25 protein-coding genes and 2 pseudogenes are annotated in these 26,504 nt (G+C 71.1%); 10 read left to right on the forward strand and 17 right to left on the reverse strand.

Annotated elements, in window-relative coordinates; translation table 11 throughout:
- Positions 1 to 28: 28 nt before the first annotated feature.
- From BJF85_RS07725 to BJF85_RS07740, 4 genes and pseudogenes are all read right to left on the reverse strand, one after another.
- Positions 29 to 301, reverse strand: a complete 273-nt coding sequence (locus tag BJF85_RS07725) for a type II toxin-antitoxin system RelE/ParE family toxin (RefSeq protein WP_075846368.1) — start codon at positions 299 to 301, stop codon at positions 29 to 31.
- Entirely contained in the window at positions 301 to 558 is a 258-nt protein-coding gene (locus BJF85_RS07730) for a type II toxin-antitoxin system Phd/YefM family antitoxin (RefSeq protein ID WP_075846369.1), read from the reverse strand. Before BJF85_RS07730 ends, BJF85_RS07725 begins: the two co-directional genes overlap by 1 nt.
- Before the next feature lie 46 nt (positions 559 to 604).
- A pseudogene (locus BJF85_RS07735) lies at positions 605 to 2,614 on the reverse strand (heavy metal translocating P-type ATPase).
- The gene (locus tag BJF85_RS07740; protein WP_075846371.1) at positions 2,611 to 3,003 is read right to left on the reverse strand and encodes a metalloregulator ArsR/SmtB family transcription factor; all 393 of its coding nucleotides are present in this window, start codon (positions 3,001 to 3,003) and stop codon (positions 2,611 to 2,613) included. The pseudogene BJF85_RS07735 and the gene BJF85_RS07740 overlap by 4 nt, the downstream one beginning before the upstream one ends.
- Positions 3,004 to 3,104: 101 nt before the next feature.
- Here BJF85_RS07740 and BJF85_RS07745 point away from each other — a divergent pair, with 101 nt between their 5' ends.
- The 3 genes from BJF85_RS07745 to BJF85_RS07755 are packed head-to-tail and all read left to right on the forward strand — an operon-like array spanning position 3,105 to position 6,077.
- Positions 3,105 to 3,719 (forward strand): TetR/AcrR family transcriptional regulator, encoded by a 615-nt coding sequence (locus tag BJF85_RS07745; protein ID WP_158056820.1) that lies wholly within the window; start codon positions 3,105 to 3,107, stop codon positions 3,717 to 3,719.
- Between the two features lie 13 nt (positions 3,720 to 3,732).
- The gene (locus BJF85_RS07750) at positions 3,733 to 4,464 is read left to right on the forward strand and encodes an ABC transporter ATP-binding protein (RefSeq protein ID WP_075846373.1); all 732 of its coding nucleotides are present in this window, start codon (positions 3,733 to 3,735) and stop codon (positions 4,462 to 4,464) included.
- Positions 4,461 to 6,077: a hypothetical protein gene (locus BJF85_RS07755; protein WP_075846374.1), complete on the forward strand. Its 1,617-nt coding sequence runs from the start codon at positions 4,461 to 4,463 to the stop codon at positions 6,075 to 6,077. Before BJF85_RS07750 ends, BJF85_RS07755 begins: the two co-directional genes overlap by 4 nt.
- Here the strand turns inward: BJF85_RS07755 and pafA are convergent.
- On the reverse strand, positions 6,064 to 7,422 hold the full coding sequence (pafA, locus tag BJF85_RS07760; RefSeq protein WP_075846375.1) for a Pup--protein ligase: 1,359 nt from the start codon (positions 7,420 to 7,422) through the stop codon (positions 6,064 to 6,066). The genes BJF85_RS07755 and pafA overlap by 14 nt on opposite strands.
- A gap of 103 nt (positions 7,423 to 7,525) precedes the next feature.
- Between pafA and BJF85_RS07765 the strand changes: the two genes are divergently transcribed.
- On the forward strand, positions 7,526 to 9,058 hold the full coding sequence (locus BJF85_RS07765) for a bifunctional phosphatase PAP2/diacylglycerol kinase family protein (RefSeq protein WP_075846415.1): 1,533 nt from the start codon (positions 7,526 to 7,528) through the stop codon (positions 9,056 to 9,058).
- A gap of 13 nt (positions 9,059 to 9,071) precedes the next feature.
- Here the strand turns inward: BJF85_RS07765 and prcA are convergent, their stop codons facing one another.
- The 4 genes from prcA to dop form a co-directional block, all read right to left on the reverse strand.
- A complete protein-coding gene (prcA, locus tag BJF85_RS07770; RefSeq protein WP_075846376.1) occupies positions 9,072 to 9,905 on the reverse strand; it encodes a proteasome subunit alpha in 834 nt (277 codons plus the stop codon).
- 77 nt (positions 9,906 to 9,982) lie between these two features.
- The gene (prcB, locus tag BJF85_RS07775; protein ID WP_075846377.1) at positions 9,983 to 10,843 is read right to left on the reverse strand and encodes a proteasome subunit beta; all 861 of its coding nucleotides are present in this window, start codon (positions 10,841 to 10,843) and stop codon (positions 9,983 to 9,985) included.
- A gap of 93 nt (positions 10,844 to 10,936) precedes the next feature.
- Entirely contained in the window at positions 10,937 to 11,131 is a 195-nt protein-coding gene (locus BJF85_RS07780; RefSeq protein WP_075846378.1) for a ubiquitin-like protein Pup, read from the reverse strand.
- Between the two features lie 106 nt (positions 11,132 to 11,237).
- Positions 11,238 to 12,740, reverse strand: coding sequence for a depupylase/deamidase Dop (dop, locus tag BJF85_RS07785; RefSeq protein ID WP_075846379.1), 1,503 nt, complete (start codon positions 12,738 to 12,740; stop codon positions 11,238 to 11,240).
- Here dop and BJF85_RS07790 point away from each other — a divergent pair.
- Positions 12,739 to 13,287, forward strand: coding sequence for an NUDIX domain-containing protein (locus BJF85_RS07790; RefSeq protein ID WP_075846380.1), 549 nt, complete (start codon positions 12,739 to 12,741; stop codon positions 13,285 to 13,287). The genes dop and BJF85_RS07790 overlap by 2 nt on opposite strands.
- 69 nt (positions 13,288 to 13,356) lie before the next feature.
- Here the strand turns inward: BJF85_RS07790 and BJF85_RS07795 are convergent, their stop codons facing one another.
- The 4 genes from BJF85_RS07795 to arc all read right to left on the reverse strand — a co-directional run bounded on the left by BJF85_RS07795 (position 13,357) and on the right by arc (position 17,406).
- Positions 13,357 to 14,043, reverse strand: coding sequence for a hypothetical protein (locus BJF85_RS07795; protein WP_139320520.1), 687 nt, complete (start codon positions 14,041 to 14,043; stop codon positions 13,357 to 13,359).
- Positions 14,044 to 14,091: 48 nt separating this feature from the next.
- Complete coding sequence (locus BJF85_RS07800; RefSeq protein WP_075846382.1) at positions 14,092 to 15,024, reverse strand: aldo/keto reductase; 933 nt, start codon at positions 15,022 to 15,024, stop codon at positions 14,092 to 14,094.
- Between the two features lie 59 nt (positions 15,025 to 15,083).
- Positions 15,084 to 15,479 (reverse strand): hypothetical protein, encoded by a 396-nt coding sequence (locus BJF85_RS07805; RefSeq protein ID WP_075846383.1) that lies wholly within the window; start codon positions 15,477 to 15,479, stop codon positions 15,084 to 15,086.
- Positions 15,480 to 15,573: 94 nt separating this feature from the next.
- Positions 15,574 to 17,406 (reverse strand): proteasome ATPase, encoded by a 1,833-nt coding sequence (gene arc, locus BJF85_RS07810; protein ID WP_075846384.1) that lies wholly within the window; start codon positions 17,404 to 17,406, stop codon positions 15,574 to 15,576.
- Positions 17,407 to 17,832: 426 nt separating this feature from the next.
- Between arc and BJF85_RS07815 the strand changes: the two genes are divergently transcribed.
- Together BJF85_RS07815 and BJF85_RS07820 are read left to right on the forward strand one after the other, a co-directional pair.
- A complete protein-coding gene (locus BJF85_RS07815) occupies positions 17,833 to 18,567 on the forward strand; it encodes a hypothetical protein (RefSeq protein WP_075846385.1) in 735 nt (244 codons plus the stop codon).
- A gap of 79 nt (positions 18,568 to 18,646) precedes the next feature.
- The gene (locus BJF85_RS07820; protein ID WP_075846386.1) at positions 18,647 to 19,426 is read left to right on the forward strand and encodes a hypothetical protein; all 780 of its coding nucleotides are present in this window, start codon (positions 18,647 to 18,649) and stop codon (positions 19,424 to 19,426) included.
- A gap of 57 nt (positions 19,427 to 19,483) precedes the next feature.
- Here BJF85_RS07820 and BJF85_RS07825 read toward each other — a convergent pair whose 3' ends face one another.
- The 3 genes and pseudogenes from BJF85_RS07825 to BJF85_RS07835 form a co-directional block, all read right to left on the reverse strand.
- Positions 19,484 to 20,356, reverse strand: coding sequence for a dienelactone hydrolase family protein (locus BJF85_RS07825; protein WP_075846387.1), 873 nt, complete (start codon positions 20,354 to 20,356; stop codon positions 19,484 to 19,486).
- 116 nt (positions 20,357 to 20,472) lie between these two features.
- Positions 20,473 to 21,294 carry a tRNA (adenine-N1)-methyltransferase gene (locus tag BJF85_RS07830; RefSeq protein WP_075846388.1) on the reverse strand — a complete coding sequence of 274 codons (822 nt, stop codon included), beginning with the start codon at positions 21,292 to 21,294 and terminating at the stop codon, positions 20,473 to 20,475.
- 103 nt (positions 21,295 to 21,397) lie between these two features.
- Positions 21,398 to 22,506, reverse strand: a pseudogene (locus BJF85_RS07835) (site-2 protease family protein).
- Between the two features lie 166 nt (positions 22,507 to 22,672).
- Between BJF85_RS07835 and BJF85_RS07840 the strand changes: the two are divergent.
- The 3 genes from BJF85_RS07840 (at position 22,673) to BJF85_RS07850 (ending at position 25,567) form a co-directional block, all read left to right on the forward strand.
- Positions 22,673 to 23,653: a RecB family exonuclease gene (locus BJF85_RS07840; protein WP_075846389.1), complete on the forward strand. Its 981-nt coding sequence runs from the start codon at positions 22,673 to 22,675 to the stop codon at positions 23,651 to 23,653.
- 40 nt (positions 23,654 to 23,693) lie between these two features.
- Entirely contained in the window at positions 23,694 to 24,512 is an 819-nt protein-coding gene (locus tag BJF85_RS07845) for a thioesterase family protein (RefSeq protein WP_075846390.1), read from the forward strand.
- Between the two features lie 125 nt (positions 24,513 to 24,637).
- Positions 24,638 to 25,567, forward strand: coding sequence for a ParA family protein (locus tag BJF85_RS07850; protein ID WP_075846391.1), 930 nt, complete (start codon positions 24,638 to 24,640; stop codon positions 25,565 to 25,567).
- A gap of 79 nt (positions 25,568 to 25,646) precedes the next feature.
- Here the strand turns inward: BJF85_RS07850 and hisG are convergent, their stop codons facing one another.
- Entirely contained in the window at positions 25,647 to 26,492 is an 846-nt protein-coding gene (gene hisG, locus BJF85_RS07855; RefSeq protein WP_075846392.1) for an ATP phosphoribosyltransferase, read from the reverse strand.
- Positions 26,493 to 26,504 lie beyond the last annotated feature (12 nt).

The raw sequence follows: 26,504 nt of genomic DNA on the forward strand, positions 1-26,504 counted from the left end.
CCGTTCAACCGCGCTCACGCTGTTCACGTCACCTGGGGCGGTAGGCGGCACCTCGGTGAGCAATAGCCACGACTTCGACGACGATGCGGTCGTCGTCGATCACGTAGATGACGCGCCACTCACCACGCCGGGCCGAGTAGTGGCCCTCCCACGAGGACATCAGCGGTTTGCCGACGCGGTACGGGTTCTCGGCCAGTGGCCCCATGATGAATGCGATGCACGCATGTGCGACGCGCTCGGGGACCTTCCGCAACGCTCGCTGGGCGCCGGTAGCGAACACCACCTCGTACGTACGAGCCATCAAACGCCGAACTCGCGCCTGACCTCCGCGAGGGACACGGTGCGGCCAGCCGCCAGGTCCGCGTCACCCTCGTCGATCGCCGCGACCAGCTGCGGGTCCGACGCGACGGCGACCGTCTCCTCGAGCGATTCGAGGTAGGACGCGGACACGACAGCAGCGACGGTCCGCCCGTCCCGTTCGACGTCGACGCGTCCCTCCTCGTGTTCGGCCTGTGCCACAACCTCGGCCAGTGGCCGGCCGTCCTCCGGAATCACCACGTCACCAGTATTCCACAAAGCCGCAGTTCAGGTTCGTTCACGCAGGTCATCCACGGCAACCCTCGTCCAGTGGAGTCCCGAGGCCCATGGTCGCGTTCAACGCGGCCACGGGGCCGTTGGGTGCATTGGCGGGTGGGGGTGTGCTGATGCGGCCGGCGCGGATGCCGTTGGCGATGACCAGCACCTCGGCGAGCTCGTGGATGAACACGACGGCGGCGAGTCCGAGGGCGCCGACGGCGGCCAGCGGCACCAGGACGACGATGATCAGCCCGGACAACGCGATGTTCTGCAGCATGATCCGCCGGGCGCGGCGCGCGTGGGCCATGGCGCGTGGGAGTTGCCGCAGGTCGGTGCCCATCAGGCGACGTCGGCGGTATCGAGCGCGACGTCGGTTCCCACGGCGCCCATCGCGATGCCGACGTCGGCGGTCGCGAGCGCCGGCGCGTCGTTGACCCCGTCGCCGACCATCGCGACGCGGCCCCGGCTGCCCGCGCCCAGGGCGGCGACCCGGCGGGCCTTGTCCTCGGGTCTCGACTGCGCGTGCACCTCGCCCGGGTCGATGCCCGCCTCCGCGGCGAGCGCGGCCGCGGTCCGGGCGTTGTCGCCGGTCAGCATCGCGACGCGGCGGCCGCTCCGCCGGAGGGCGGCGACGGTCTCGCCCGCCTCCGGACGCAGTTCGTCGCGGATCGCGAGCACCCCCAACACCTCGCCGGCGTACTCGACGACCGCCACGGTCGCCCCGCTCTCCTGCAGCGCGCGACCTCGGCCGACAGGGTCCGGGGCCGATCCACCCGGGATGACCGAGCCGCGCCGGACGCCCGTCGACGCGCCCCTCCAGCCCGGCTCCCGGAACGCCGACGACGTCGCGGGCCGGTTCGGGGTCGGGTGCGGCAGCCAGGACCGCGGCCGCGAGCGGGTGCTCGCTGCGGGCCTCGAGCGCTGCCGCCACGGCCAGCACCCGTCGTTCATCGGCGCCGGACTCCGGCACCACGTCGGTGACCTCGGGCGCGTTGCGGGTCAGCGTTCCCGTCTTGTCCACCGCGACGGTGGTCACGGCGCCGAGGGTCTCCAGCGCCGCGCCGCCCTTGATCAGCACGCCCATGCGGCTCGACGCGCCGACCGCGGCGATCACGGTGACCGGCACGGAGATCGCCAACGCACACGGCGCCGCCGCGACCAGCACCACGAGCGCGCGTTCGACCCACGTCGCCGGATCGCCCAGCAGTGCACCGATCCCGCCCACGAGCAGGGCCAATGCCATCACACCCGGCACCAACGGACGGGAGATCCGGTCCGCGATGCGCTGACGCCGGCCCTTCCGCCTGCTCGCGTCCTCGACGATGCGCACGACCCGCGCCAGGGAGTTGTCGGCCACCGTCGCCGTGGCCTCGACGACGAGCACGCCGTTGCCGTTGATCGACCCGGCGTACACCTCGCCGTCCGGTGCGACCTCGACGGGGATCGACTCGCCGGTGATCGCGGACATGTCCACCGCCGACCGGCCGTCACGCACCGTCCCGTCGCTGGGGATCCGCTGCCCGGCCCGCACCAGCATCGTGTCGCCGACCCGCAGCTCGCCCGGCGCGATCGCGCTCTCCCGCCCGTCGCGCACCACCGTGACCTCGTCGGGCACGAGCGAGAGCAACGCACGCAGACCTCGCCGCGTCCGGCTGAACGCGTAGTCCTCGAGCGCCTCGCTGATGGAGAACAGGAACGCCAGCATCGCGGCTTCCGCGAACTGGCCGAGCCCCAGCGCGCCGACGAGCGCGATGGTCATCAACGTCCCCACGCCGATGCGGCGCCGCCACACCCCGCGCAGCGCGGCGGGCACGAACGCGCTGCCACCCACCGCCGCGGCGAGCACGTGCAGCCCGACGGCGGCCGTGTCCAGGCCGAACGCGCCGAGGACGAACCCCGCGACCACCAGCAGCCCCGAGGTCGCGGCGACCTGGAACTCCCGGACCCGCCACAGCGGCGTCGGCGGGGCCTGCGGCCCGGCTACCGGGTCGTCGCCGTCCTCGCGGTCGTCTCCCGGGCCGCAGCAGGCGTCGCTCATGGCCGATCCGGTACGGCGGCGAGCAGGTCCATCGTGGCCAGGCCGGACTCGGACAGCCGGTACATGACGAGTTTGCCGTCCCTGCGCGAGGTCACCAGCCCGGCGGAGCGCAGGTGGCGCAGGTGGTGCGACACGAGTCCCTGGGAGGAGCCGACGATCCACGCGACGTCGCACACGCACAGCTCCTCGCCCGCCCGCAACGCGTGCGCCACGCGCAGGCGGGTCGGGTCGCCGAGCGCCCGCAACCGTTCCGCGTCGCCGGCGAGCGCGCCGGCCTCCGGCAACCGCGCCCGGAGGGCTTCGGCGTGGTCGAAGTCGATACACAGCAGCGCGCACGCGTCTCGTCCATGGCAACAATCTAACGCCCGTCGATATGTTTGACCAGCCATGTACTCCCGGTTCCGGGGACTTTGACACGGGTGTCAAACTTTCGGCATCGGTGTCGAACAGGACGGGAACCCCGGCCGCAGCCGCACATGAGGGAGGTTCGGTGCCCCGGGAACGAGCAGCGACGGTGACGCAGGAGGTCCGCCGGAGCCGGATCATCGAGGCGGCGATCGACTGCCTGGCGCGCGACGGCTGGCACGGCACGACCCTCGGCGCGATCGCGCGGGAGGCGGGCATCAGCAGGAGCCTGATCTCCTACCACTTCGCCGGCCGCGACGACCTGCACCGCACGGTGCTCGAGGAGGTCGCCACCACGGTGTTCGGCACCGGTTCGGCCGAGGTCGAACGCGCCATCGACGCCGAGTCGACCGCGCGCGGCAAGCTGCAGGCCTACATCGCGGCCAACCTGCGCTTCATGGGCACCCACCGCCGCGAGATGGCCGCCCTGACCGAGCTGCTGCCGAACCTGCGCCGCGCCGACGGGACGCACCGCTACGCCGACGCGGACGAGGAACCGGTCATCGCGGGGACGGCCGCGTTGTTCGAGCACGGCGTCGCGACCGGCGAGTTCCGCACCCTCGACGCCCGCATGACCGCCTACTCGCTCCGCCGGTGCATCGACGGAGCGGCCCGGAAGATCGTCGCCGACCCGGCGTTCGACATCGACCGCTACATCCACGAGCTCACGCGACTGTTCCTCGAAGGAGTCCGGGCATGACGACACGCCCGCGGTGACCCTGTCCGGCCTCACCAAACGCTTCGGCGACCACGTGGCCGTCGACGCGCTCGACCTGACGGTCCCGGCCGGCACGTTCTACGGCCTCGTCGGCCCCAACGGCGCGGGCAAGTCGACCACGCTGTCGATGCTGTCCGGGCTGCTGGCCCCGGACGCCGGCACGGTCGAGGTCGCCGGGTTCGACGCCGCACGCGAACGGGAACGCGTCCTGGGCGCGCTCGGGATCATGATGGAGGGACTGTCCCTCCCCGAGCGGCTGACCGGCGCGGAACTGCTCGAGTACACCGCGCGGCTCCGCGGACTGGACGACGGCTGGCGCCGCAGGGCCGACGACCTGCTGGAGATCCTCGAACTGGACCGCACACCCTCGACGCTGGTCGTGGACTACTCCACCGGCATGCGGAAGAAGGTCGGCCTCGCGGTGGCGCTGCTGCACCGGCCGCGCGTGCTGGTGCTCGACGAGCCGTTCGAGGCGATCGATCCGGTGTCGGCACGGGCGATCGAGGACCTGCTGGAGCAGTACGTCGCCGGCGGCGGGACGGTCCTGTTGTCGAGCCACATCATGGACGTCGTCGAACGCACCTGCGAACGCGTCGCGCTCATCGCCGCCGGCCGGATCCTGCGCGAGGGCACCGTCGAGGAGGTCCGCGCGGGCGGCACGTTGAACGACACGTTCGTCGAGCTCGTCGGCACCGGTCCACGGCGACGTCTGGAGTGGCTCGCATGAGTACCGGCACGACGTTCGCCGCGCTGCGCTGGCGGATCATGCGGCACGGACCCCACGACGAGCGCGGTTTCGGCCTGGTCGCCGGTCTGGTCGCGGCGGCGGGCGTCATCACCGTCGCCGGACTCGCGAACGCCGGGGTGCTCCATCCGAGCTGGCTCGTGGTCGCCGTGTCCCTCGTCGGCGCGCTCTGGCTGCTGGGGCCGATCCTGCTGCCGGGGTCGCCGCCCGTGCTCGATCCGATGTGGTTCCGCACCCTCCCCTCCCCGCCGCGGCGCATCGCCAGGGACATGGCCGTGAGCGAACCGATCGGCGCCGGCACCGTCGTCACTCTGGTGGCCCTGATCTCTCTGGTCGTGGTCGCGGCGCCGGCGGGTGCCGTGGCCGTGGCGGTCGCGGTCGTGGCCGCGCTCGCCCAGCTGCACTTCCTGTTGTGGCTCGGGCGGTGCGCCGCCGCCGGGGTGACGCGGCTCCTGCGGTCCCCGGTGGAGATGTGGCTGGCGGCCGCCCAGATGTCGGTACTGCTCGCCGTGTCGTTCGCCGGTTGGGTGCCCGTCGCCGCGTTCGTGTTGCCGGACCTCGGTGCCGGCGGCACCGAGGTCGTGGTCCCGTCCACCGGTGCCGTGCCGGCCGGGGCCGAGGCCGTGCTGTTGGCCCTGCCGACGGGGTGGGGCATGGCCGCGGTGCACGCCGCGGTCTCGTCGGGGTCCGTCCTCGCCGTGGCCGCGCCGGTCGCCGGTCTGGTGGTGGGCGGATTCGTCCTGCGGGAACTCTGGGTGACCCTCACCGCGTACGCCCTGCGCACCCCGCCGGCCCGGATGCGCAGCAACATCACCGCGGGCCGGCGAGCACGCGGTGACGTTGCCGGTCGGGGCGGGCCGGTCGGCGCGGTGGTCGACCGCGAAGTGGCGACGTGGTTCCGCGATCCGCACCGCATGCTCGGCCTGGGCCACGCGTGGATGACGCCCGTGCTCATGGTCGGGCTGGTCGTGCCCACCTCGTGGTCGTGGGCCGCGCCGTTCGTCGGCGTCATGGCGGCGGTGCTGTGCGCGATGGTCGCCGTCAACACCTACTCGCTCGACGGCACCGCGCTGTGGCAGCTGCTGACGGTGCCCGGGGCGATCCGCGCCGACGTCCACGGCAGGCAGCTCGCCTGGCTGGTGCTGTTCGGACTCCCGGTCGTGCTGGGCACGATCGCGTTGTGGCTGCTCACCGCTTCACCGCTCGGCGCCGTCGCATTCGGCATGACGCTCGCGGCGACCGGTGCCGCCGCGGGTGCCGCACCGCTGTTCAGCGCGCTCATGCCCACACCGGGGGCCGACGCCAGGGACCGCGTGTCCACCGCCGACGCGGCGGGCAACCCTGCGGGCGGCCAGTGGACGATCCTCACCGCCGTCATCGCGGTGGCCCTCGTGCCCGCCGTGGGCCTCGGTGCCGCCGGCGTGACCGGCTGGGCGGCCCACCTCGTCGCCGGCGCGGCCGTCGGCGCCGCCGCACTGCTCGTCCTGCCCCGCATCACCCGGCGATACCTCGAACGGTCCGGGCAGGCGCTGCTGGCCGCGCTGGCCGCGGGCGACCTCACTCGCCTGCGGACGGCCCGGGCTACAGCGAGTTGATCAGCCGATCGACCCGTTCGTCGACCGACCGGAACGGGTCCTTGCACAGCACGGTGCGCTGGGCCTGGTCGTTGAGCTTGAGATGCACCCAGTCGACCGTGAAGTCCCGGCCGGCCTGCTGCGCCGCGGCGATGAAATCACCCCGCAGCTTGGCCCGGGTCGACTGTGGCGGCGTGTCCTTCGCCGCCTCGATCTCCCCGTCGTCGGTCACTCGCTGCACGAGCCCCTTGCGCTGCAGCAGGTCGAACACGCCGCGGCCCCGCCGGATGTCGTGGTAGGCCAGATCGAGCTGCGCCACCCGCGGATCGGACAGGTCGAGGTTGTGCTTGGCGCGATAGCGCTCCACGAACCGGTGCTTGATGGCCCAGTCGATCTCGGTGTCGATCGACGAGAAGTCCTGCTGCTCGACCGCCTCCAGCGCCCGGCCCCACAGATCCACGACCTGCCGCATCAGCGGACCCGCATCGGTGGACTCGACGTGCTGCACGGCCCGGGCGTGGTACTCGCGCTGGATCTCCAACGCCGACGCCTCACGACCGCCCGCGAGCCGCACCTGCCGCCGACCGGTCAGGTCGTGGCTGATCTCCCGGATCGCGCGGATCGGGTTGTCCAGGCTGAAATCGCGGAACTGCACCCCCTGCTCGATCATCTCGAGCACCAGATGCGCCGCGCCGACCTTCAGCAACGTCGTCGGCTCGGCCATGTTCGAGTCGCCGACGATCACGTGCAGCCGGCGGTAGCGCTCGGCGTCGGCGTGCGGCTCGTCGCGCGTGTTGATGATCGGCCGGGAACGCGTGGTCGCGCTGGACACGCCCTCCCAGATGTGCTCGGCCCGCTGCGACAGGCAGTACACCGCCCCGCGCGGGGTCTGCAGCACCTTGCCCGCACCGCAGATCAACTGACGGGTCACCAGGAACGGCAACAACACGTCCGCGATCCGGGAGAATTCGCCCGCACGCGTCACCAGATAGTTCTCGTGACAACCGTACGAATTGCCCGCCGAGTCCGTGTTGTTCTTGAACAGATAGATGTCGCCGCCGATGCCCTCGTCGGCCAGCCTGCGCTCGGCGTCGACGAGCAGGTCCTCCAGGATCCGCTCCCCCGCCTTGTCGTGCGTGACGAGCTGGGCCAGATCGTCACACTCGGCCGTGGCGTACTCGGGGTGCGAGCCCACGTCCAGGTAGAGCCGGGAACCGTTGGACAGGAAGACGTTGGACGAGCGTCCCCACGACACGACACGTCGGAACAGATAACGCGCCACCTCGTCGGGCGAGAGCCTGCGCTGCCCGTGAAACGTGCAGGTGACTCCGAACTCGGTTTCGATCCCAAAGATCCGCCGCTGCATCCCTCAAGGGTAGGCGGTCGAACCGCGAAACTGGTGGATCAATCCGTGTGGGATTGGCGCTTCATGACGGCTACTTCAAACCGACTGGTGCAGCATGTCCGCCATGCCACTGCACCCGCTGCGTCACCTGCTGCGCCGAAAAGGCCCGCTGGCCGAGGTCGGTCGCCGCGACCGGCACCTCATGACGCGCGCCGCCGCGCTGCCGCGCACCGCCGCCGATCGCGGCCTGATCGTGCTCACGCACTCCGCAGACAAGGCGCTGCTGTGGTGGGCGGTCGCGGGCCTGCTCGCCACCAGGAAGGGCGCGTACCGCCGCGGTGCACTGCGCGGCCTCGGCAGCGTCGGGATCGCCAGCCTCAGCGCGAGTTTCGTGGCCAAGGAACTCCTTCCCCGCCGCCGCCCCGCCTCGTCCCAGGTGCCCGAGCACCGCAGACTGCTGCGCCGTCCCACGTCGTCGTCCCTGCCGTCCGGCCATGCGGCATCGGCCGCCGCGTTCGTCACCGGCGTCGCACTCGAGGCACCCACCATGGGGCTGGCGCTGCTGCCCCTGGCCGCCGCCGTGTCCTACTCGCGGGTGCACACCGGCGCGCACTGGCCCAGCGACATCGGCGCCGGCGCCGGCATCGGCATCGGCGCCGCGCTGGTCACGCGCCGCTGGTGGCCCGTGCGCGACGACCGGCCCGGCCGTACCGCACACCGCGCGGAGGCGCCGCTCATGGTCGACGGCGAGGACATGCTCGCCATCGTCAACCCCAGTTCGGGCGACCCCGCCGACGATCCGACCCCCGAGGTCCGGTTCGCCTGGCCGAAGGCCGAGCTGCTCTTCCCCGACCGCGGCACCGACCTGCGCGCCCAGATCACCGCCGAGATCGCCCGCCGCGGCGGGCGGGTCCGCGCGCTCGGCGTGTCCGGCGGTGACGGCACCGTCGCCGCGGTCGCCTCCGTCGCCGCAGACACCGGACTCCCCCTGGCCCTGATCCCGTCCGGCACGCTCAACCACTTCGCCAGGGACATCGGCGTGCGCTCCATGCCGGACGCCGACCTGGCCACCGAACGCGGCGTGGCCGTCGGCATCGACCTGGGCGAGGTCCTCGTGGAAAGCGCCGTGCACGGCACAGCGGAACGGACCGCCGACGGCACGGAACGCCGCTGGTTCGTCAACACCGCCAGCCTCGGCGGCTACCCCGAGATGGTGCGCCTGCGGGAGAAGATCCAGGAGCGGCACCCGAAGTGGCCCTCGGCCGTCGTCGCGATGATCCGCGTCCTGCGCAGGGCGAAACCGTTCCCAGTGCGACTCAACGGCAAGCGCGCCCTCGTGTGGATGGTGTTCGTCGGCAACGGCACCTACGCACCCAAGGGGTTCTGGCCCAACCGCAGGCCCGCCCTCGACACCGGCCTGCTCGACGTGCGCTACCTCCGCGCCGATGTGCCCTACTCGCGCGCCCGATTCGTCCTGTCGGTTATCACCAAGACCCTGCACGCCAGCCACGTCTACCGGCAGCGCGACCTACCCGAACTCGAGGTCCGTGTGCTCGACGGGCACCGCAGGCTCGCCTCCGACGGCGAGGTGGGACCGCTCGGCCAGGTCTTCCGTTTCCGCTCCCGGCCGAGCGCCCTCACGATCTACCGCATCTGAACCGGCGGAGCGATCAGGACTCGTCGGAGGAACCCTCGCCCTTGTCGTCGCCCTTGTCGTCCTTGTCGTCGCTCGAGGCGTCGCTGTCGGAGGCCTCGGTCCGCGCCGGCAGCAACGCATCCAGCGCCGCACCCGTGATGCGCCGGAACTTGCGCCCCGGACGCTCCCGCTCCAACACGGCGACCTCGAGCTTGCTCGGCTCGGACTCGGCCGCACTCGACGAACCGTTCCCGTTCGACGCCGCGCTGCCCGAACCGGCCGAACCACTACCGGAACCGGAGCTCGGCCGGAACGCCTCCGCCGCGACCCGCACCGCCTCGGCCAGGTCCATCCCGTCGGAGTACGTGTCCTTCAGCTTCGTGCTGATCGCGTCGGTCTGCCCGCCCATCACGACGAACCGCGACTCGTCGCCGATCGACCCGTCGTAGGTGAGCCGGTAGAGCTCGTCCTCCTCGGCACCGGAACCGACCTGCGCCACGCAGATCTCCACCTCGTACGGCTTGAGCTGCTCGGTGAAGATCGTGCTCAGCGTCTGGGCGTACACGTTCGCCAGGGCCCGCGCGCTCACATCGCGGCGGTCGTACTGGTAACCCTGCAGGTCGACGTGCCGGATCCCGCCGCGCCGCAGCGCCTCGAACTCGCTGTAGCGACCGACCGCGGCGAACCCGATCCGGTCGTAGATCTCCGAGACCTTGTGCAACGTCGGCGACGGGTTCTCCGCCACGAACAGGACCCCGCCCCGGTACTTGAGCACCACGACGCTCCGACCGCGCGCAATGCCCTTGCGCGCGAGCTCGGAACGCTCCCGCATCAACTGCTCGGGTGAGGCGTACAGCGGCATCGACACTTGCGTTGGCTCCGCTCTGCTCGGGGTTTGTCGGGCTGGGAAAGGACAACCGACCCGTCGGGGTCAGCGTCGGCGACTCAGCTGCGCCACTCGGCCTGCGCGGCGCGGTCGGCGACCACGGACTCCGCGATGGTCGAGGTCTCCTCCTTGGGCAACTGCACCGCACCGTGCTCGGCCGTGATCGTCACGACGGTCGGATAGATCTTCCGCGCGACGTCCGGACCACCCGTGGCGGTGTCGTCGTCGGCCGCGTCGTAGAGCGACTCGATCGCCGCCCGCACCGCGGCGTCCTGATCGGCCTCCGGGTCGTACAGCTTCTTCAGCGCCGACTTCGCGAACACCGAACCCGAGCCGATCGCGTGGAAGCCGGCGTTCTCCTCGTAACGACCGCCGGTCACGTCGAACGACACGATGCGGCCCGCCCGCTTCGGGTCGGTGGCCTCGATGTCGTAGCCGACGAACAGCGGCACCACGGCCAGCCCCGCCAGCGCCGCGTCGAGATTGCCGCGGACCATCGTGGCGAGCTTGTTCGACTTGCCGTCCAACGACAGCGAGACGCCCTCGATCTTCTCGTAGTGCGCCAACTCCACCGTGTACAACCGGACGAGTTCCAGCGCGATCCCCGCCGTGCCCGCGATGCCCACCGCGGAGTAGGCGTCGGTCACGTAGACCTTGTCCATGTCCCGGGTGGCGATCAGGTTCCCGCTCGTGGCGCGGCGGTCACCGGCGATCAGCACGCCGCCGTTGAACGTCGACGCCACGATCGTCGTGCCGTGCGGCGCGTCCAGGTCGGCACCGGAGCCGACCATGCCCGCGGACCGCGTGCTCGGCAGCAGATCCGGCGCCTCGGCCCGCAGGAAGTCGCTGAAGGACGACGTCGTCGATGACAGGTAGGCGGAAGGCAACGCGTAGCCCGAGTTGTGCGCAGTGTGTTCCATGCGTGCTCGTAGTTCCCATCGACGAAGGGGACGGTATCGAAGAGTTGATCAACCGCAGTGGTGATCAACGAGGGTAGGACACGGCCGGGGGCCTCACTCGCCGCCCTTTTGCACATAGGCGCGCACGAAGTCCTCGGCGTTCTCCTCCAGCACGTCGTCGATCTCGTCCAGGATCGTGTCGACGTCCTCGCCCATCTGCTCGCGGCGTTCCTGACCGGCCGGGGCGGCGCCGTCGGCCTCGTCCTCGGAGTCGCCGCCGCCGTGCTTCTCGATCTTCTCCTGAGCCATTGTCGCCTCCCGGTGTGACCGATGAGCTCCTGCGCCCAAGCCTACCCAGTGCCGGGCCGATTCGGGATGACCTCCGACCGAGTGGTGATCTTCGGCGCGCCCGCCGCTACTCCGATCCGGTCAGGGCCTCGACCAGTTCCTCGGCGGTCTCCGCACGGTCCAGCAACGCTCCGACGTGCGCTTTCGTCCCGCGCAGCGGCTCGAGCGTCGGAATCCGCACCAGCGACTCCCTGCCGACGTCGAAGATGACCGAATCCCACGATGCGGCCGCGATCGAGCTGGCGTACTTCTCCAACGTCCGACCACGGAAGTAGGCGCGCGTGTCCGACGGCGGCGTCGTCACGGCCTCCTCGACCTCCTGCTCGGTGACCAGCCGCTTCATCGAACCGCGCGTCACCAGCCGGTTGTAGAGGCCCTTGTCGAGGCGCACGTCGGAGTACTGCAGGTCGACCAGGTGCAACCGCGGCGCCGCCCAGCCGAGCTGGTCGCGTTCGCGATAGGCGTTCACCAGGCGCAGCTTCGCCGGCCAGTCGAGGCGGTCCGCGGCGTCCATCGGGTCGTCGGCCAGGGTGTCCAGCACCTCGCCCCACACGCGCAGCACCTCCTTGGCCTGCTCGTCGCCGCCCTCGCGCTCGAGGTGCGCCGCCGCCATCTCGTGATAGGCGTACTGCAGGTCCAGACCCGTGTACTTGCGCCCGCCCGCGACGTCCACCGTCGTCTTGAGCGTCGGGTCGTGGCTGATCTCGTGCACCGCACGCACCGGCTCGTCCAGCTTGAGGTGGTCGAACCGCGTCCCCGCCTCGATCATGTCGAGCACCAGGGCCGTCGTACCGACCTTCAGGTACGTCGAGTACTCGGCGAGGTTCGCGTCGCCGATGATCACGTGCAGCCGGCGGTACTTGTCCGCGTCGGCGTGCGGTTCGTCGCGGGTGTTGATGATGCCGCGCTTGAGCGTCGTCTCGAGGCCCACCTCGACCTCGATGTAGTCCGAGCGCTGCGAGAGCTGGAACCCCGGCTCCTCGCCCTGCGGACCGAGCCCCACGCGCCCCGAGCCCGTCACGACCTGACGGGACACGAAGAACGGCGTCAGACCCGTGATGACCGACGTGAACGGCGTCGCCCGGTCCATCAGGTAGTTCTCGTGGGTGCCGTAGCTGGCGCCCTTGCCGTCGACGTTGTTCTTGTACAGCTGCAGCTGGGGCTGACCGGGAACCGTCGCGGCCCGCCGCGCCGCCTGCTCCATGACCCGTTCGCCCGCCTTGTCCCAGATGACCGCATCACGCGGGTTCGTCACCTCGGGGGCCGAATACTCGGGGTGCGCGTGGTCGACGTACAACCGCGCCCCGTTGGTCAGGATCACGTTGGCCGCGCCGAGGTCCTCGACGTCGTTGTCCTGGGTGGGCTGACTCGGCCCGGTCAGGTCGAAGCCGCGCGCGTCGCGCAAGGGCGACTCGACCTCGTAGTCCCACCGCGCCCGGCGCGCCCGTGGGATGTCGGCCGCCGCCGCGTAGGCCAGCACCACCTGGGTCGAGGTCAGCACCGGGTTGGCGGTGGCATCCCCCGGGACCGCGATCCCGTACTCCACCTCTGTTCCCATGATCCGCCGCATGCCACCACCCTACGGCCACTCGTGCCAGGATCACTCCGTGGGCGGTGACGAGCGGGTTGCGATCTACGACGACCATGGAACCGTTGTCGGCTCCACGACCAGGGCCGATGTGCGCTCCCGCGGTCTCTGGCACGGCGCGGCCGTCGTGCTGGTGCGTTCGGGTGACGGCGAGTCGGTCTACGTGCACCGGCGCACCGACACCAAGGACGTCTACCCCTCGGCGCTGGACTGCTGGGCCGGCGGCGTGATCGCCGAGGGCGAGACCCCGGACGACTGCGCCCGGCGCGAACTCTGCGAGGAGCTCGGCATCCGCGGCGTGACCCCGGTGCCGCTGTTCGGCTGGGCGTTCGAGCAAGGCACGGTGCGCTGCCACAACTTCACGTACGAGGTCCGCTGGGACGGGCCCGTGGTGCACCAGGCGGAGGAGGTCGCCGACGGCTGGTGGATGCCCCTCGACGACCTGCGCACGCTCCTCGAGGTCGACGACGGCACGTTCGTCCCCGACGGCCGCCTCGGCACCCTCGAATGGTTCCGCCGCTACCGCTGACCCCGCGATAAAGCTCCCAAGGGCTATGTCGTGTGACGCGACCATAGGGCCCTTGGGAGCTTGTGAGGGTCAGGTGTGTTTCGCCACGGCTGCCGGGGCGAGGCGATCGATGGCCTCGCGGGCGCTCGCCGGCTCCGCGGCGCGGACCTCGACGGTCGACAGCACGTCCTCGGCGGCGATCGCCACGGTGCACGTGCCGACCTGGCACCACGCGTGCGTGTCGAGCCCCTCCGGCGCGCCGCTGACGGGGATCTCCTCGCCGCCGCAGGCGACCTGCTCGGCGAGCACCTCGGCCGCGGGCCGTTCGGCGTAGCGCGTGACGAGGTGGTGCAGCGTGGAGCCGGTGGGGTACGTCCACGCCCGCTCGTCGACCTCGGCGGCACCCGGGCTGCCGGCGATCGTGGTCAGGCACGTCGGCGCGGCCGGGTCGCCGGTCACCGACGACGGGGCGACGGGCGTGACACCCTCCGCGCGCACGTCGTCGTCGGTCAGCATGGCACTCGACCGGGCCGGCACCGGCGGCTCGGCCCGCTCCGGCGCCGCACCGTGACCCTCCCGCTGACCCTGCGTGGACTCGGCGGATTCCTCGGAACCGCCGCCGTTCGCGTCGCCGCTGTCGGCGGCCTCACCGCCGGCGGGGCGGTCGTCGTAGTACGTGTCGAGGTCGTTCTCTCGATCGGCGCATCCGGCGACCACCGCCAGCAGGGTGATCGCCACGGGCAGACCGGCCACGGCGGAAAATCGCGGGCGTCGCACCTGTTTCTCGTCCTCTCCGACAGACTCGCGAGGTGTCCGCGACAGTAGTCACCCCCATCCGAGCTGTGATCGCCGGGCCCAGTAATCACCGGGCTTCTCCCGCAGCTCGGCGAGTATTTCCAGGTCGTCGTCGGTGAGGTCGAGTTCGGTCGCGGCGAGGTTCGCGGCCAGCTGGTCGGTTCCGGCCGGGCCCACGAGCACCACGTCCGCCCACGGCTGCGCGTAGGCGGCCGCGAGCGCGACGGCGTCGGCCGAGACCTGCCGACCTCGCGCGACGGCCGCCACGGACTCGGGAGCCTCGATCGCCAACCTGCCGTTGGCCAGCGTCTCCTTGAGCTGGACCAGCGCGCCCGCCTTGTGCGCCTCCGCCAGCGCGAGGCCCGCGGACTGCTCAAGGACGTTCCACGTCGACTGGACGGCCGTGAAGAGCTGCCGCCCGTCGACGGTCAGGTCGAACGCCCTGCGGATCGTGTCCGCCTGGGCGGGGCCGGAGGTCGAGAAGCCCACCCGGACACCCGCGTCGACGAGTTCCGCGAGCGCCTCCTGCAGCGCGGTGTCGGTCAGCAGCGGACTGTCGACCGTGAGCGAGTGCACCTGGTACAACGCCGGGACACCCACCGTGGCCTGCGTTTCGGCCCACTGCCGGCGGAACCGCTCCAGCGAGTGTTCCTTCTCCTCGTGCACGGACGCGTCCATCCGCCAGTCGCCGACGTAGGCGTAGCCCCATTTGCTCGAGACGACGACGTCGTCGTGCCCGCGCTCGGCCAGCCAGGCGGCGAGGAACTCCTCCGCACGCCCGTACGACCGCGCGGCGTCGACGCGGCGCACGCCGGCCGTGTACGCCGCGTCGAGCACGTCGAACGTGATCGCCCGCATGGCCTCGACGGTGCGATCGGCGGGCAGCGCGTCGCGACCGAGATTGATGTAGGCGGGCCGGCCGACCGCGGCGAGTCCCACCGCCGTCCGTGCGAGGTTGTTCATGACACGCACGGTAGTCGGCGGCGACGAGTGAGCCGCCTCATGCCACGCCGTATAGGGCGTTATACATTCGATGGGTCGCTCTCATCGCGGGTCGGGCCGACACTCGCGGCATCCATCCGCCTGCGCATCAACGCGAGGAACTGCTCGGCCGACAACACCTCGCGGTGCAGCTTCTCCAGCCGCGCGGCGGGTGCACGGACGTAGCCCTTGCCGAACACGGGCGCGATCTGCCGCAGGCTCGCCCCCGCTTCCCTGGCGGCCAACAGCGCCCAGTCGGAGGCGTTGGCGCACGCGGTCGCCGCCTGCCGCAACTCCCCCAGCACCGCGATGAGCTCGTCGGCGTCGAGTCGCCCGTCGGCGACGGCCTCGGAGGCCTCCTCCAGCCACGTGAGCATCGCCTGCGCCGTGATCGGCGGCGCCAGGCCCTCCCCCGGTTCGTTCTGCGCGTCGTCCATGCGCCGACCGTATAGGTCGTTATACGAGACGCGGCACAGACACGCCGAGGGTCCGTCCCGACGATCGCCGGAACGGACCCTCGCGCCGTGCGTTCTACAGGTACTGGCCGGTGTTCGTGGCCGTGTCGATGACCCGACCGGAGTCCTGGTTCTTGCCGGTGACGAGCGTGCGGATGTAGACGATCCGCTCGCCCTTCTTGCCGGAGATCCGCGCCCAGTCGTCCGGGTTGGTCGTATTCGGCAGGTCCTCGTTCTCCGCGAACTCGTCGACGATCGCGTCCAGCAGGTGCTGCACGCGCAGACCCGACTGCTCGGTCTCCAGCACCGACTTGATCGCCGCCTTCTTCGCCCGGTCCACGATGTTCTGGATCATCGCGCCCGAGTTGAAGTCGCGGAAGTAGAGCACCTCCTTGTCCCCGTTGGCGTAGGTCACCTCCAGGAACCGGTTCTCGTCGGACTCCTCGTACATCCGCTCGACCGTGTGCTGGATCATCGCGTCCAGCGTGGCGCCCTCGTCCCCGCCGAACTCGCGGAGATCGTCGGCGTGGATCGGCAGACCCGCCGTGAGGTACTTCGAGAAGATGTCCTTGGCGCCCTCGGCGTCCGGCCGTTCGATCTTGATCTTCACGTCGAGCCTGCCGGGTCGCAGGATCGCCGGGTCGATCATGTCCTCACGGTTGGACGCACCGATCACGATGACGTTCTCGAGCCCCTCGACGCCGTCGATCTCGGCCAGCAGCTGCGGCACGATCGTCGTCTCCACGTCCGACGACACACCGCTGCCACGGGTCCGGAAGATCGACTCCATCTCGTCGAAGAACACGATCACGGGGGTACCCTCGGACGCCTTCTCCCGAGCGCGCTGGAAGATCATCCGAATGTGCCGCTCGGTCTCGCCGACGAACTTGTTCAGCAGTTCCGGACCCTTGACGTTGAGGAAGTACGACTTCGCCTCCTCGGCACCGCCGCCCACCTTCTTGGCCAGGGAGTTGGCGACCGCCTTGGCGATCAACGTCTTACCGCACCCCGGAGGGCCGTACAGCAACACGCCCTTCGGCGGCTGGAGCTGGTACTCCTTGTACAGATCGGCGTGCAGGAACGGGAGCTCGACGGCGTCCCGGATCTGTTCGATCTGACCGAAGAGGCCACCGATGTCCTCGTAGGCGACGTCGGGCACCTCCTCCAACACGAGGTCCTCGACCTCGGCCTTCGGCACCCGCTCGTAGGCGTAGCCCGCCTTCGAGTCCACGAGGATCGAGTCGCCGGATTTGAGCGTCTCGGCCGCGAGCGGATCCGCGAGCCACACGACCCGCTCCTCGTCGGCATGCCCCACGATCAGCCCGCGGTAGCTGCCGCCCTCGGTGTCCGGGGACAGCACCTCGCGCAGCGTGCACACCTCACCGGTGCGCTCGAACCCGCCGCTCTCGACGACGGTGAGCGCCTCGTTGAGCCGCAGGCTCTGACCGCGCTGCAACGTGTCGACCTCCACGGAGGGAGACACGGCGACCCGCATCTTCCTGCCGGACGTGTAGACGTCCACCGTGTTGTCCTCGTAGGCCTCGACGAAGACGCCGTACCCGCTCGGCGGCTGCGCGAGCCGGTCGACCTCCTCACGGAGCGCCAGCAGCTGGCTTCGCGCCTCGCGCAGGGTCTCCACGAGCTTCTCGTTGCGCTCGGTGAGTTGATTCACGCGCTCGGTCGCCTCGGCCAAGCGTTGTTCGAGGACCCGATTCTGCCGGGGCGAGTCGGTCAGCTTCCTGCGAAGCAGCGCGACTTCCTCCTCGAGTTGCCGGATCTGGCTCGTCTCGTCACCGGCAGCGCCGGTCGAGCCTTCCGGGGTGTCCGCGGGAGACCCCGCGTCCGTCGCTCCATTCGCCTCTGAAGAGTCGGCCTCCTCGTGCCGACCACCGGGAAGGTCGTGTTGCATTTCGGCACCTCCTCGGAATGCATTTGGTTCCACGGTACCGGCGATCACCGACAAGAAAAGGCTTTGCCGTGTTACGGGATCGGTGCGTCGCACGGACCCGAGGGGCTACCCACAGCTCCGTCCAGGGATTCGGAACTCCCCACCACAGCACGATTTCCACCGAACGGCCGCAACCGTGGACCTGCAGTGACGGGCTGTGCTCGATCCTGCGACCGGCGTGTCGGCCGGGATGTCCGAAGTCGCGGCGCACGGGCCGTATCGCCGGTCACATCCCTTCCCGGGCCCGCGCGTGTCCCGCACGATGGACCGGACAACTCGGGCGAGAACGACACGATACGGTGAGCCGCCGCCATCGGCCGGTCCCCGACCGACCACAGCGGTGTACGCCCAGCTCAGGCCGTTCAGGTCAGGACCAGGTAGGGAGTCATGACGCAGCCACCGCGACCGCCGTCGGGAGACGACGCACCGGACGACTCGCGCGACAGCCACGACACGCCGGACGACTCCGCCGAACCCGCCGGGTCCTCGACCGACGGGTCGGCCGGCGCCTCGGCCGACGTCGACACCGGTGATCCCTCGGCCACGCGGACGCGCCTGCTGATCGCCGCGGCGATCACGGTCCTGTTACTGATCTCGGCGGCGCTGACCGCGTTCTTCATCATCACCGGCGACGACGCCGCCGACGGCGAGTACACCGCCACCGGCACCGAACAGCACCAACAGCAGCCCACCTCCCCGACGGCACCCACCCGCGACGGCGACAACAGCGGCACCAACAGGGGCAACGACGGCAGCGACGGCAGCGACGCAGGTGCCGAGAGCGACGAGGCCCAGCACGCCGGTGACGCCGGTGACGCCGAGGCGCCCGCCGACGGCGACCCGGCGGCCGACGTCGCCGAGCTCCGCGAGCTCGCCACCCGGGTCGTCGAGGTCATGCAGAACCAGGACCTCGACGGCGCCCGGCGGATCAGCTGCGAGTCCGCCGAGATCACCGAGCACAACTTCGCCGCCATGCCCGCCGACGTCCGCTACACAGTCGGCGACGATCCCGAGGTCACGGGCGATCGCGCGCAGATCCACCTGCGCGCCTCCGCCGGCGGCAGCAGCACCGATCTGCCCCTTCCCGCCACCCGACAGGCCGACGGGTGGTGCATGGGCTGAGACGCGGCCCGCCGCGCCGATACGATCGCGCCGATCGATCAGGCACGTCCGGCCGCCGGCACATACCGAAGGGGATCCGATGACCTACCCGCCGCAACCTCCCGGGCAGGGGCAACCCGACCCCTACGGCCAGCAGCAGCCGTACGGTCAACAACCGCCGTACGGCCAGCAGCCCAACCCCTACGGTCAGGATCCGTACGGGCAGCAGCAGCCCTACGGCCAGCAGCCGTACGGCCAGCAGCCCTATGGACAACAGCCGTACGGTCAGCAGCCCTACGGCCAGGACCCCTACGGTCAGCAGTACGGCATGTACCCGGGCGGCGAGCCGCCGAAGAGCAAGAAGGGCCTCATCGCGGGCCTGTCGATCGGTGGCGTCGTGCTGATCGGCGGCATCGTCGCCGTCCTGTTGTGGCTCTGGCCCGGTTTCCTGGTCGACGACGAGGAGTCCACCGACGGCGGGAACCAGGGTGGGGCGGCCGAGACGAGCGAGCAGGCCAGCCCGACCGCCGAGGAGCCCACGGCCGAGCCCACCTCCGAGCCGGCGGAGCCGACCTCCGAGGCTCCGGCCGAGGACGGTCCGGCGCCCGACGGCAGGAGCACGCCGGACGAGGCCGCCCAGGCCGTGGTCGACGCCTACAACGACGGTGACCGGGATGCCGTTCAGCAGTTGATCTGCCCGAGCACGGGCCAGGAGGCGCCCCAGATCCCGCCGAACGTCGACCTCGAGATCACCGGCCCGGCCGAGACCCAGGGCAACGTCGCCAACGTACCTGCCCAGAGCTCCGGCAACGACATCGTGTTCGTCCTCCGCCAGGAGGGCGGATCCTGGTGCTACGCCGGCGACCGGGTGGCCCGCTGAGAGCACCACTGACGGAGTACCGACCGGTCCGCGCCGGCTCACGGCCGGCGCGGACCGTCAGTCGTGGGGGCAGGTGTCGCGGTACTCGAGAACGTGGTCCGAGGTCTCCGGCGCGGGGCAGAGCTCGTCGGCGTAGTCGGCATCGTCGTCGACGAACCGCTTGAACCACGCCAGCACCTGCTCGGACGCGGCGGTGCTCGGCGGCGTGGCGACGAAGTGATCGCCGTTGAGGTTCATGAACGCCTTCTGCTCGGCGCCGGTGAGTTCCTCGTACATGGGCTCGGCGTGCTCCTCGTTGGGAGTCACCGGGTCCAGGTCACCGCCGATGATCAGGGTCGGCGCCGACAACTCCGACCAGTCCCGCGGCGCGGCCTCGTGCGGGGTCAGCGCCACCGCGGCCTTGATGTCCGGACGTTCGGCGGCCGCGACCAACGCGCCCCCGCCGCCCATCGAGTGCCCGAGGACGCCCATGCGCTCGGCGTCGATCCGCGAGGCCACCGCGCTGTCGTCGACGAGGTGGTCCAGGGCCTCCACGAGCTGGTGCCCGCGTTCGTCCGGGGAGTTCTGGGAGTCGTCGGAGTTCATGGTGAGCACGACGAACCCGTTGGCCGCCAACAGATCCCCGTACCACGACACCATCGCCTCGTCGGCCCCGCGGCCCGGTGCCGCGGCGATCACCGGGTACGTCGCACCGTCGTCGGTGTCGGGGTAGTACACGGTCCCGCCGCCGAAGCCGACGTCGTCGCGGTCGACCGATTCGGTCGCGACGTCGAGCGGACCGTCGATGGCTCCCGGCTCCGCGCGGACGTCCTGCTCGCCACCGACGCGCTCACCCTCGTCGGTGGCGCACCCCGCCGCGAGGACGAGCGCCGACACCGCCAGCGACGCGGTCACCGACCGACGGATGTTCCTCAGCGACGAACGACGCATGGCGCGGCTCTCCTCCTCCGACTCTCGCGGGTGACGACAGCGGACACGGTAGCCGATTCCGGGCACGGCGGACGATCTCGGGCGGGCCACGATTCGACGGCCCGGCCGGTCGTCCGTCAGTTGCGGCGGGGCCTGCGCTGCTGGCGCAGCGGCGTGACGCCGTCGGCGAGCCGGCGGGTCGTCAACAGGAACGCGGTGTGGGCGACCATGCGGTGCTCGGGGCGCACGGCCAGGTCGACCACGTGCCACGGACGCAGGACCGTCTCCCACGACTCGGGTTCGGTCCAGCACTGCTGTTCGCGCAGCGCCTCGGTGACCGCCGACAGCTGCGTCGTCGTCGCGACGTAGACCACCAGCACGCCGCCGGAGACGAGGTTCTTCGCGACCGTCGGCAGCACGTCCCACGGCGAGAGCATGTCGAGGATGATCCGGTCGACCTCGCCCTCGTGGTCGGCGACGTCCCCGTGGTGCAGGTGCCAGTTCTCGGGCCGGGTGCCGAAGAACTGCTCGACGTTGCGTTCGGCGTAGTCGGCGTGGTCGTCGCGCACCTCGAACGAGGTCACGCTGCCCTCACTGCCGACGGCCCGCAGCAGCGAGCAGGTCAGCGCGCCCGAACCGGCGCCGGCCTCCAGCACGCGCGCGCCGGGGAAGATGTCGCCCCACATGACGATCTGCGCGGCGTCCTTCGGGTAGATCACCTGCGCGCCGCGCGGCATGGACAGCACGTAGTCGGACAGCAGCGGACGGATCGCGAGGTAGCTGATGCCCCCGACGGAGCTCACGATCGATGCCTCGGGCTTGCCGATGATGTCGTCGTGCGAGATCGCACCGCGGTGCGTGTGGTACTCCGCCCCCTCGGCGAGCACGATCGTGTAATGCCGTCCCTTCGGGTCGGTCAGTTGTACGCGATCCCCGACACGGAACGGTCCTGCGCTCACGAAACTCCCACCTCACGACATTCTTCGGCAGCGCTCGATCGTTCCAGACCCCCGCGCCGCCCAGTTCGGTGGGTGTGCGGTGGGCACGCCGTGCGCGGGTGGTTCAGCCCTGTTCCGGCGGGCGGCTGCTGCGTCGGCCCGACAGGGCGGCCCTGAGGTCGTCGCGGTGCAGCACACCGACGGGCCGGCCCTCGTCGTCGACGACGAGGAACTGCCACGAGGCGACCTCGGCGACCCGTTCGATCACGGCGTCGCCCGTCTCCGACATCAACAGCACCGTCTCGGCGCGGATCGGTTCGGCCGCGAGTTCGGCGGGTGACCGCGGCGACTCGGCCGCGAGTTGTTCGGCCGTGGTCTCGTCCAACAGACCCGCGGCGACCCCGTCGGCCCGGACGAGCACCACTCCCCTGCCCGCCGAGGCCGACAGCGCCGATTCGACGGGGCTCTCCGCGGGCAGCTGCAGCACCGGGCGCACGAGGTCGGCCAGGTCCAGTCCGGCGGGCCAGGTGCGGCGCTGTTCGGCCGCCAGCTCACCGGTCGCGCCCGTGACGACGAACCAGGCCGTCACCACGCAGACGCCGAGCCGCAACCAGCGGTCGTCACTGCCCGAGGCCAGTCCCCACAACGCCCACACGATCAGCGCCAGCGCCACGAGGCCGCCACCGAACACGGCCGCGCGCGTGCCCAGCGCGCGTTTGCCGCTGAGCGCCCACACGCCCGCGCGCAACAGCGCCCGCCGTCGAGGGGCAGCCCGGGCAGCAGGTTGAACACACCCACGGCGAGGTTGGCCACCGCGCACTGGGCCACCAGCAACCACACCGGCCCGCCCGGCGGCACCGCGATCAGCAGCAGTGCGCAGAACGCCGCCAGCAGCACCGACACGATCGGACCGGCCGCCGCGACCGTGCCCTCGTGCCGTGGCTTGGTCGGTGTCCGCGCGACCTCCGACAGGCCGCCCAGCAGGAACAGCCGCAGTCGCCGCACCGGGATCCCCAGCCGCAGGGCGACGACGACGTGGCCCAGTTCGTGGGCGAGCACCGACACGCCCAGCAGGACGGCGAACGCCGCGGCCAACGCCCAGGCCACGCCGGGGCTCGCCCCGGGCAGCAGCCGGTCGACGAGCGGGCTGTAGAGCACGACGATGAGCAGCGAGCCGATCCACCACGACGGCGACAGCAGCACCGGCACACCGTCGACGCGGAACAGCAGCAGCCCGCCCTCGGTGACGGGCCCGCGCCGGGACCTGCTCGTCGTGTTCACCAGGTGAGGGTAGAACGCATCGTGTACGAGCCCCGTTACCGACGTGCCGGTTGTCGACACCGTGATCGGAATCGTCGGGGGTGCTCGTTAGGGTTCCGGGCATGAGGCGAGGGCAGTCATGAGCGAGAACGGCACACCGACCGGCGACCCTGCAACCGACACCGAAACCGGCGCTGCAACCGACACCGCAACCGACACCGCCCGTCCGCGCCGCCGGCCCGCGCTGTCGCCGTCGCGCGCCGGAGACTTCAAGCAGTGTCCGCTGCTCTACCGGTTCCGCTCGGTCGACCGACTCCCCGAACCGCCCACGCAGGCGCAGGTACGCGGCACCCTCGTGCACTCGGTGCTCGAACGCCTCTTCGCCGTGCCCCGCGGCGACCGCACCCCGGAACGGGCCTCGGCCCTACTGGCGCCCACGTGGGAGGAACTGGCGGCCGACAATCCGGAGTGGACGGACCTGTTCGCCGACGGCACCGACGGCGACGGCGCCACCGACACCGCCGCCGAGCCGAACGGGTCCCCCGCCGCGGCGGCGCCCGCCGGGTGGCTCGAGGGCGCGCAGAAACTGCTCGACGCCTATTTCGACCTCGAGGATCCCAACCGCCTCGAACCGGAGGCGTGCGAGGTGCACGTCGAGACCGAGCTGAGTTCCGGCGTCCTGCTGCGCGGTTACGTCGATCGGCTCGACGTCGCCCCGACCGGCGAGATCCGTGTCGTGGACTACAAGACCGGGGCCGCGCCGCGCGCGATCGGCGAGGCCAAGGCGATGTTCCAGATGAAGTTCTACGCCGTGGTGCTGTGGCGCACGCGCGGTGTCGTGCCGCGCCAGCTCAAACTGATGTACCTGCGCGACGGCCAGGCCCTGGCCTACACCCCCGACGAGGCGGAACTCGCCCGCTTCGAGCGGACCCTGGAGGCCATCTGGTCGGCGATCCTCAAGGCGGGCAGGACCGGCGACTTCCGCCCCAGTCCGAGCAAGCTCTGCGACTGGTGTGCGCATCAGGCCCTGTGCCCGTCGTTCGGCGGCACCCCGCCCGAGTACCCCGGTTGGCCCGAACCGGACCCCGGCGAGGAGTCCGCCCTCGACCGAGCCGACTGACACCGACTCGAGCCGGTCCGCATCAGCGAAGGAGCTGCGTATGGCACAGACCCACCCGACGACCGACTCGGCCGAGGCGTTCTACGTCGCCCGCGGCGGCGGTGTGTTCACCCCGACCGCGCACACGACGGGTCCGTGGTCACCGGACGCGCAGCACTTCGGCCCGCCGTCGGCGCTGTTGGTGCGTGGTCTGGAGCAGATCGCGGCCGAACGGCCGATGCAGCTGGCGCGCGTCACCGTCGAGATCCACGGGCCGGCGCCGTTGACCGACCTCACGCTCACCTCCGAACTCGTCCGGCCCGGCCGGTCGGTCGAGCTGCTCACCGCGCGCCTCGTCTCGACGACCGGGGGCGCGGTGGTCGCCTCCGCCTCGGCCTGGCGCATCGCGACGTCCGACAGCGCACGGGTCCGCACCGGCGAGGCCGCGCCGCTCACCGCCCCCGAGGACTGCCCGCCGGTCGAGTGGCCCGAGGACTGGCACGGCGGCGAGACCGGCTACCTGGCCGCGATGGAATGGCGCCGGGTCGACGGTGCGGTGCAGGAACCGGGGCCGGCGACCGTGTGGGCCCGGCAACGGGTCGCGCTCGTGGCCGGGGAGGAGCCGACGCCGATGCAGCGGCTGCTCGCGGTCGCCGACTCGGGCAACGGTGCATCCAACGAGCTGGACATGCGCCGGTGGTGGTTCATCAACTCCGAGCTGACGGTCCACGCGCACCGGCAGCCCGAGGGCGAGTGGATCGGGCTGGACGCCCACACGGTGCTCGGCCCGCACGGCGTCGGCACGGCCCGCAGCACGCTGCACGACGTCGGCGGCCAGGTGGGCGGCGGCGCGCAGGCCCTGTTGGTCCGGCACCGCTGACCGGCCGTCGATCCGCGCGCACCCGACCGCACCGCGACCGGCGCGCCGAGCCGGCCGAACATCACCACGGAACCGGGCCGATCGACTAACCTGCTGCCAGCAATCGAGACCAGGAGCGGCGCACAGTGCAGATCACCTCGGTGGTCAACCAGAAAGGCGGGGTCGGCAAGACCGCGCTCAGTGTCGGCGCCGCCGCCGCGCTCGCGGAGCGGGGCCGGAGAGTTCTGCTCATCGACCTCGACCCGCAGGGTCATGCGACGACGGAGATGCTGGGCCTGCCCGAGACCCCGGCCGACCAGCCCAGCCTGGCCAAGGCGCTCACCAAGACGTGGCGCGGTCAGGTCGAGGAGCTGGTCGTGCCCCACCCGCGCAGCAACGTGGGCACCGGCGGCGCGTTCGACGTCATCCCCACGTCGCCGGGCATGTTCGACCTGATCCGCAGGCTCGACCAGTTCCGCGTCCCCGGATGGCAGCTGGCGCGCGTCATCCAGTTCGCGAACTACGACCACGTGATCATCGACTGTCCGCCCGCGCTGGACGTGTTGACCAACAACGCGCTCGTCGCGACGAGCGGCGTGCTCGTGCCGGTGCAACCGGATCGCACGAGTATCCGCGCGTTGCGGTTGATGAAGGAGCAGATCACGCACCTGGAGGCGATGGTCGAACGCCCGCCCATCGCCTACTACGGATTGGTTCCCGGGCTGTATCGCCGGCCGATTTCCGGCTATGCCGTGACCGCGCTGCGCGAACTGGAGCAGTTCGGCATCCCGGTGCTGCCGCACGTGCCGTTGGGCGTGGTGATGAACGAGGCGGCCGCGCGGGGCATGCCGGTGACGACGTTCGCGCCGGAGACGACGCACTCCGCCGCGTTCCGCGAGATCGCCCGCGCGCTCGACGAGTCGCCGGGTGCGGCACCGGCGGTACCGCAGGCACCCGAGCAGGACTTCGACTTCGGCGACTTCATCACCGACGTCGCACAGACCCGCAACACCAACGACAACGGCGCGCGCAAGAAGCTCTACGACCTACTGCCGAAGCGCGCCAAGGAACAGTAGGCAGGCGCACGCGCCGACCGACAGCCGAGCGCGCCCGACACGAAGTCGGGCGGGCGCTCGGGTGTTCGGGTGTTCGGGGTCAGAGTCGGCAGGAACGGATGTCGGAGGCCAGGATGGCCTTCGCGCCCGCCGCGGCGAGCTCGTCCATGACGGCGTTGACCCGCTTGCGCGAGACCATCGCCCGCACCGCGACCCAGTCCGGGTCGGCCAGCGGCGCCACGGTCGGCGACTCCAGGCCCGGCGTGATCGCCATGGCCTGTTCGAGCAGCTCCCGCGGGCAGTCGTAGTCGAGCATCATGTAGTGCTGGGCGAACACGACGCCCTGCAACCGGGCGGTCAGCTGCTCGACGGCCGCCGTGCCGCCGTTGCCGGCGCCGCTCACGAGCACGGCCTCGGACACGCAGATCGGGTCGCCGAACGCGACCAGCTCGTGCTGGCGCAGGGTGCGCCCCGAACCGACGACGTCCGCGATCGCCTCGGCCACGCCGAGCTGCACCGAGATCTCCACCGCGCCGTCGAGCCGGATGACCTCCGCCTCGACGCCCTGCCGGGCCAGGTCGTCGCGCACGAGTCGGGGGTAGGACGTGGCGAGCCGCTTGCCCTGCAGATCGGCCACGGTCCACTCGCGGTCGGCCGGTCCGGCATAGCGGAACGTCGAACCGCCGAAGCCGAGCGCGAGCTTCTCCTTCACCGGGGCACCGGAGTCCAGGGCCAGGTCACGGCCCGTGATGCCCAGATCCAGCTCGCCCGAGCCGACGTAGATCGGGATGTCCTTCGGGCGCAGGAAGAAGAACTCGATGTCGTTGACCGGGTCGAGCACGGTGAGGTCGCGCTGCTCATGTCGCATGCGGTAGCCCGCCTCGCCGAGCATCTCCGACGCGGGTCCGGCCAGCGCACCCTTGTTCGGTACCGCGACACGCAGCATCTGACGTCCTCT

Origin of the sequence: Saccharomonospora sp. CUA-673, assembly GCF_001942305.1 — a bacterium.
Taxonomy (GTDB): domain Bacteria; phylum Actinomycetota; class Actinomycetes; order Mycobacteriales; family Pseudonocardiaceae; genus Prauserella.

What these genes read in the sequence shown, in the direction of transcription:
- BJF85_RS07725 (WP_075846368.1), bottom strand. Translation starts at nt 301, where the DNA reads ATGGCTCGTACGTACGAGGTGGTGTTCGCTACCGGCGCCCAGCGAGCG.
- BJF85_RS07755 (WP_075846374.1), top strand. Translation starts at nt 4,461, where the DNA reads ATGAGTACCGGCACGACGTTCGCCGCGCTGCGCTGGCGGATCATGCGG.
- hisG (WP_075846392.1), bottom strand. Translation starts at nt 26,492, where the DNA reads ATGCTGCGTGTCGCGGTACCGAACAAGGGTGCGCTGGCCGGACCCGCG.
- arc (WP_075846384.1), bottom strand. Translation starts at nt 17,406, where the DNA reads ATGCAACACGACCTTCCCGGTGGTCGGCACGAGGAGGCCGACTCTTCA.
- BJF85_RS07845 (WP_075846390.1), top strand. Translation starts at nt 23,694, where the DNA reads ATGGCACAGACCCACCCGACGACCGACTCGGCCGAGGCGTTCTACGTC.
- pafA (WP_075846375.1), bottom strand. Translation starts at nt 7,422, where the DNA reads ATGCAGCGGCGGATCTTTGGGATCGAAACCGAGTTCGGAGTCACCTGC.
- BJF85_RS07765 (WP_075846415.1), top strand. Translation starts at nt 7,526, where the DNA reads ATGCCACTGCACCCGCTGCGTCACCTGCTGCGCCGAAAAGGCCCGCTG.
- BJF85_RS07800 (WP_075846382.1), bottom strand. Translation starts at nt 15,024, where the DNA reads ATGAACAACCTCGCACGGACGGCGGTGGGACTCGCCGCGGTCGGCCGG.
- BJF85_RS07840 (WP_075846389.1), top strand. Translation starts at nt 22,673, where the DNA reads ATGAGCGAGAACGGCACACCGACCGGCGACCCTGCAACCGACACCGAA.
- BJF85_RS07815 (WP_075846385.1), top strand. Translation starts at nt 17,833, where the DNA reads ATGACGCAGCCACCGCGACCGCCGTCGGGAGACGACGCACCGGACGAC.
- BJF85_RS07805 (WP_075846383.1), bottom strand. Translation starts at nt 15,479, where the DNA reads ATGGACGACGCGCAGAACGAACCGGGGGAGGGCCTGGCGCCGCCGATC.
- BJF85_RS07825 (WP_075846387.1), bottom strand. Translation starts at nt 20,356, where the DNA reads ATGCGTCGTTCGTCGCTGAGGAACATCCGTCGGTCGGTGACCGCGTCG.
- prcB (WP_075846377.1), bottom strand. Translation starts at nt 10,843, where the DNA reads ATGGAACACACTGCGCACAACTCGGGCTACGCGTTGCCTTCCGCCTAC.
- dop (WP_075846379.1), bottom strand. Translation starts at nt 12,740, where the DNA reads ATGCGGCGGATCATGGGAACAGAGGTGGAGTACGGGATCGCGGTCCCG.
- BJF85_RS07740 (WP_075846371.1), bottom strand. Translation starts at nt 3,003, where the DNA reads ATGGCTGGTCAAACATATCGACGGGCGTTAGATTGTTGCCATGGACGA.
- BJF85_RS07820 (WP_075846386.1), top strand. Translation starts at nt 18,647, where the DNA reads ATGACCTACCCGCCGCAACCTCCCGGGCAGGGGCAACCCGACCCCTAC.
- BJF85_RS07780 (WP_075846378.1), bottom strand. Translation starts at nt 11,131, where the DNA reads ATGGCTCAGGAGAAGATCGAGAAGCACGGCGGCGGCGACTCCGAGGAC.
- BJF85_RS07790 (WP_075846380.1), top strand. Translation starts at nt 12,739, where the DNA reads ATGCCACCACCCTACGGCCACTCGTGCCAGGATCACTCCGTGGGCGGT.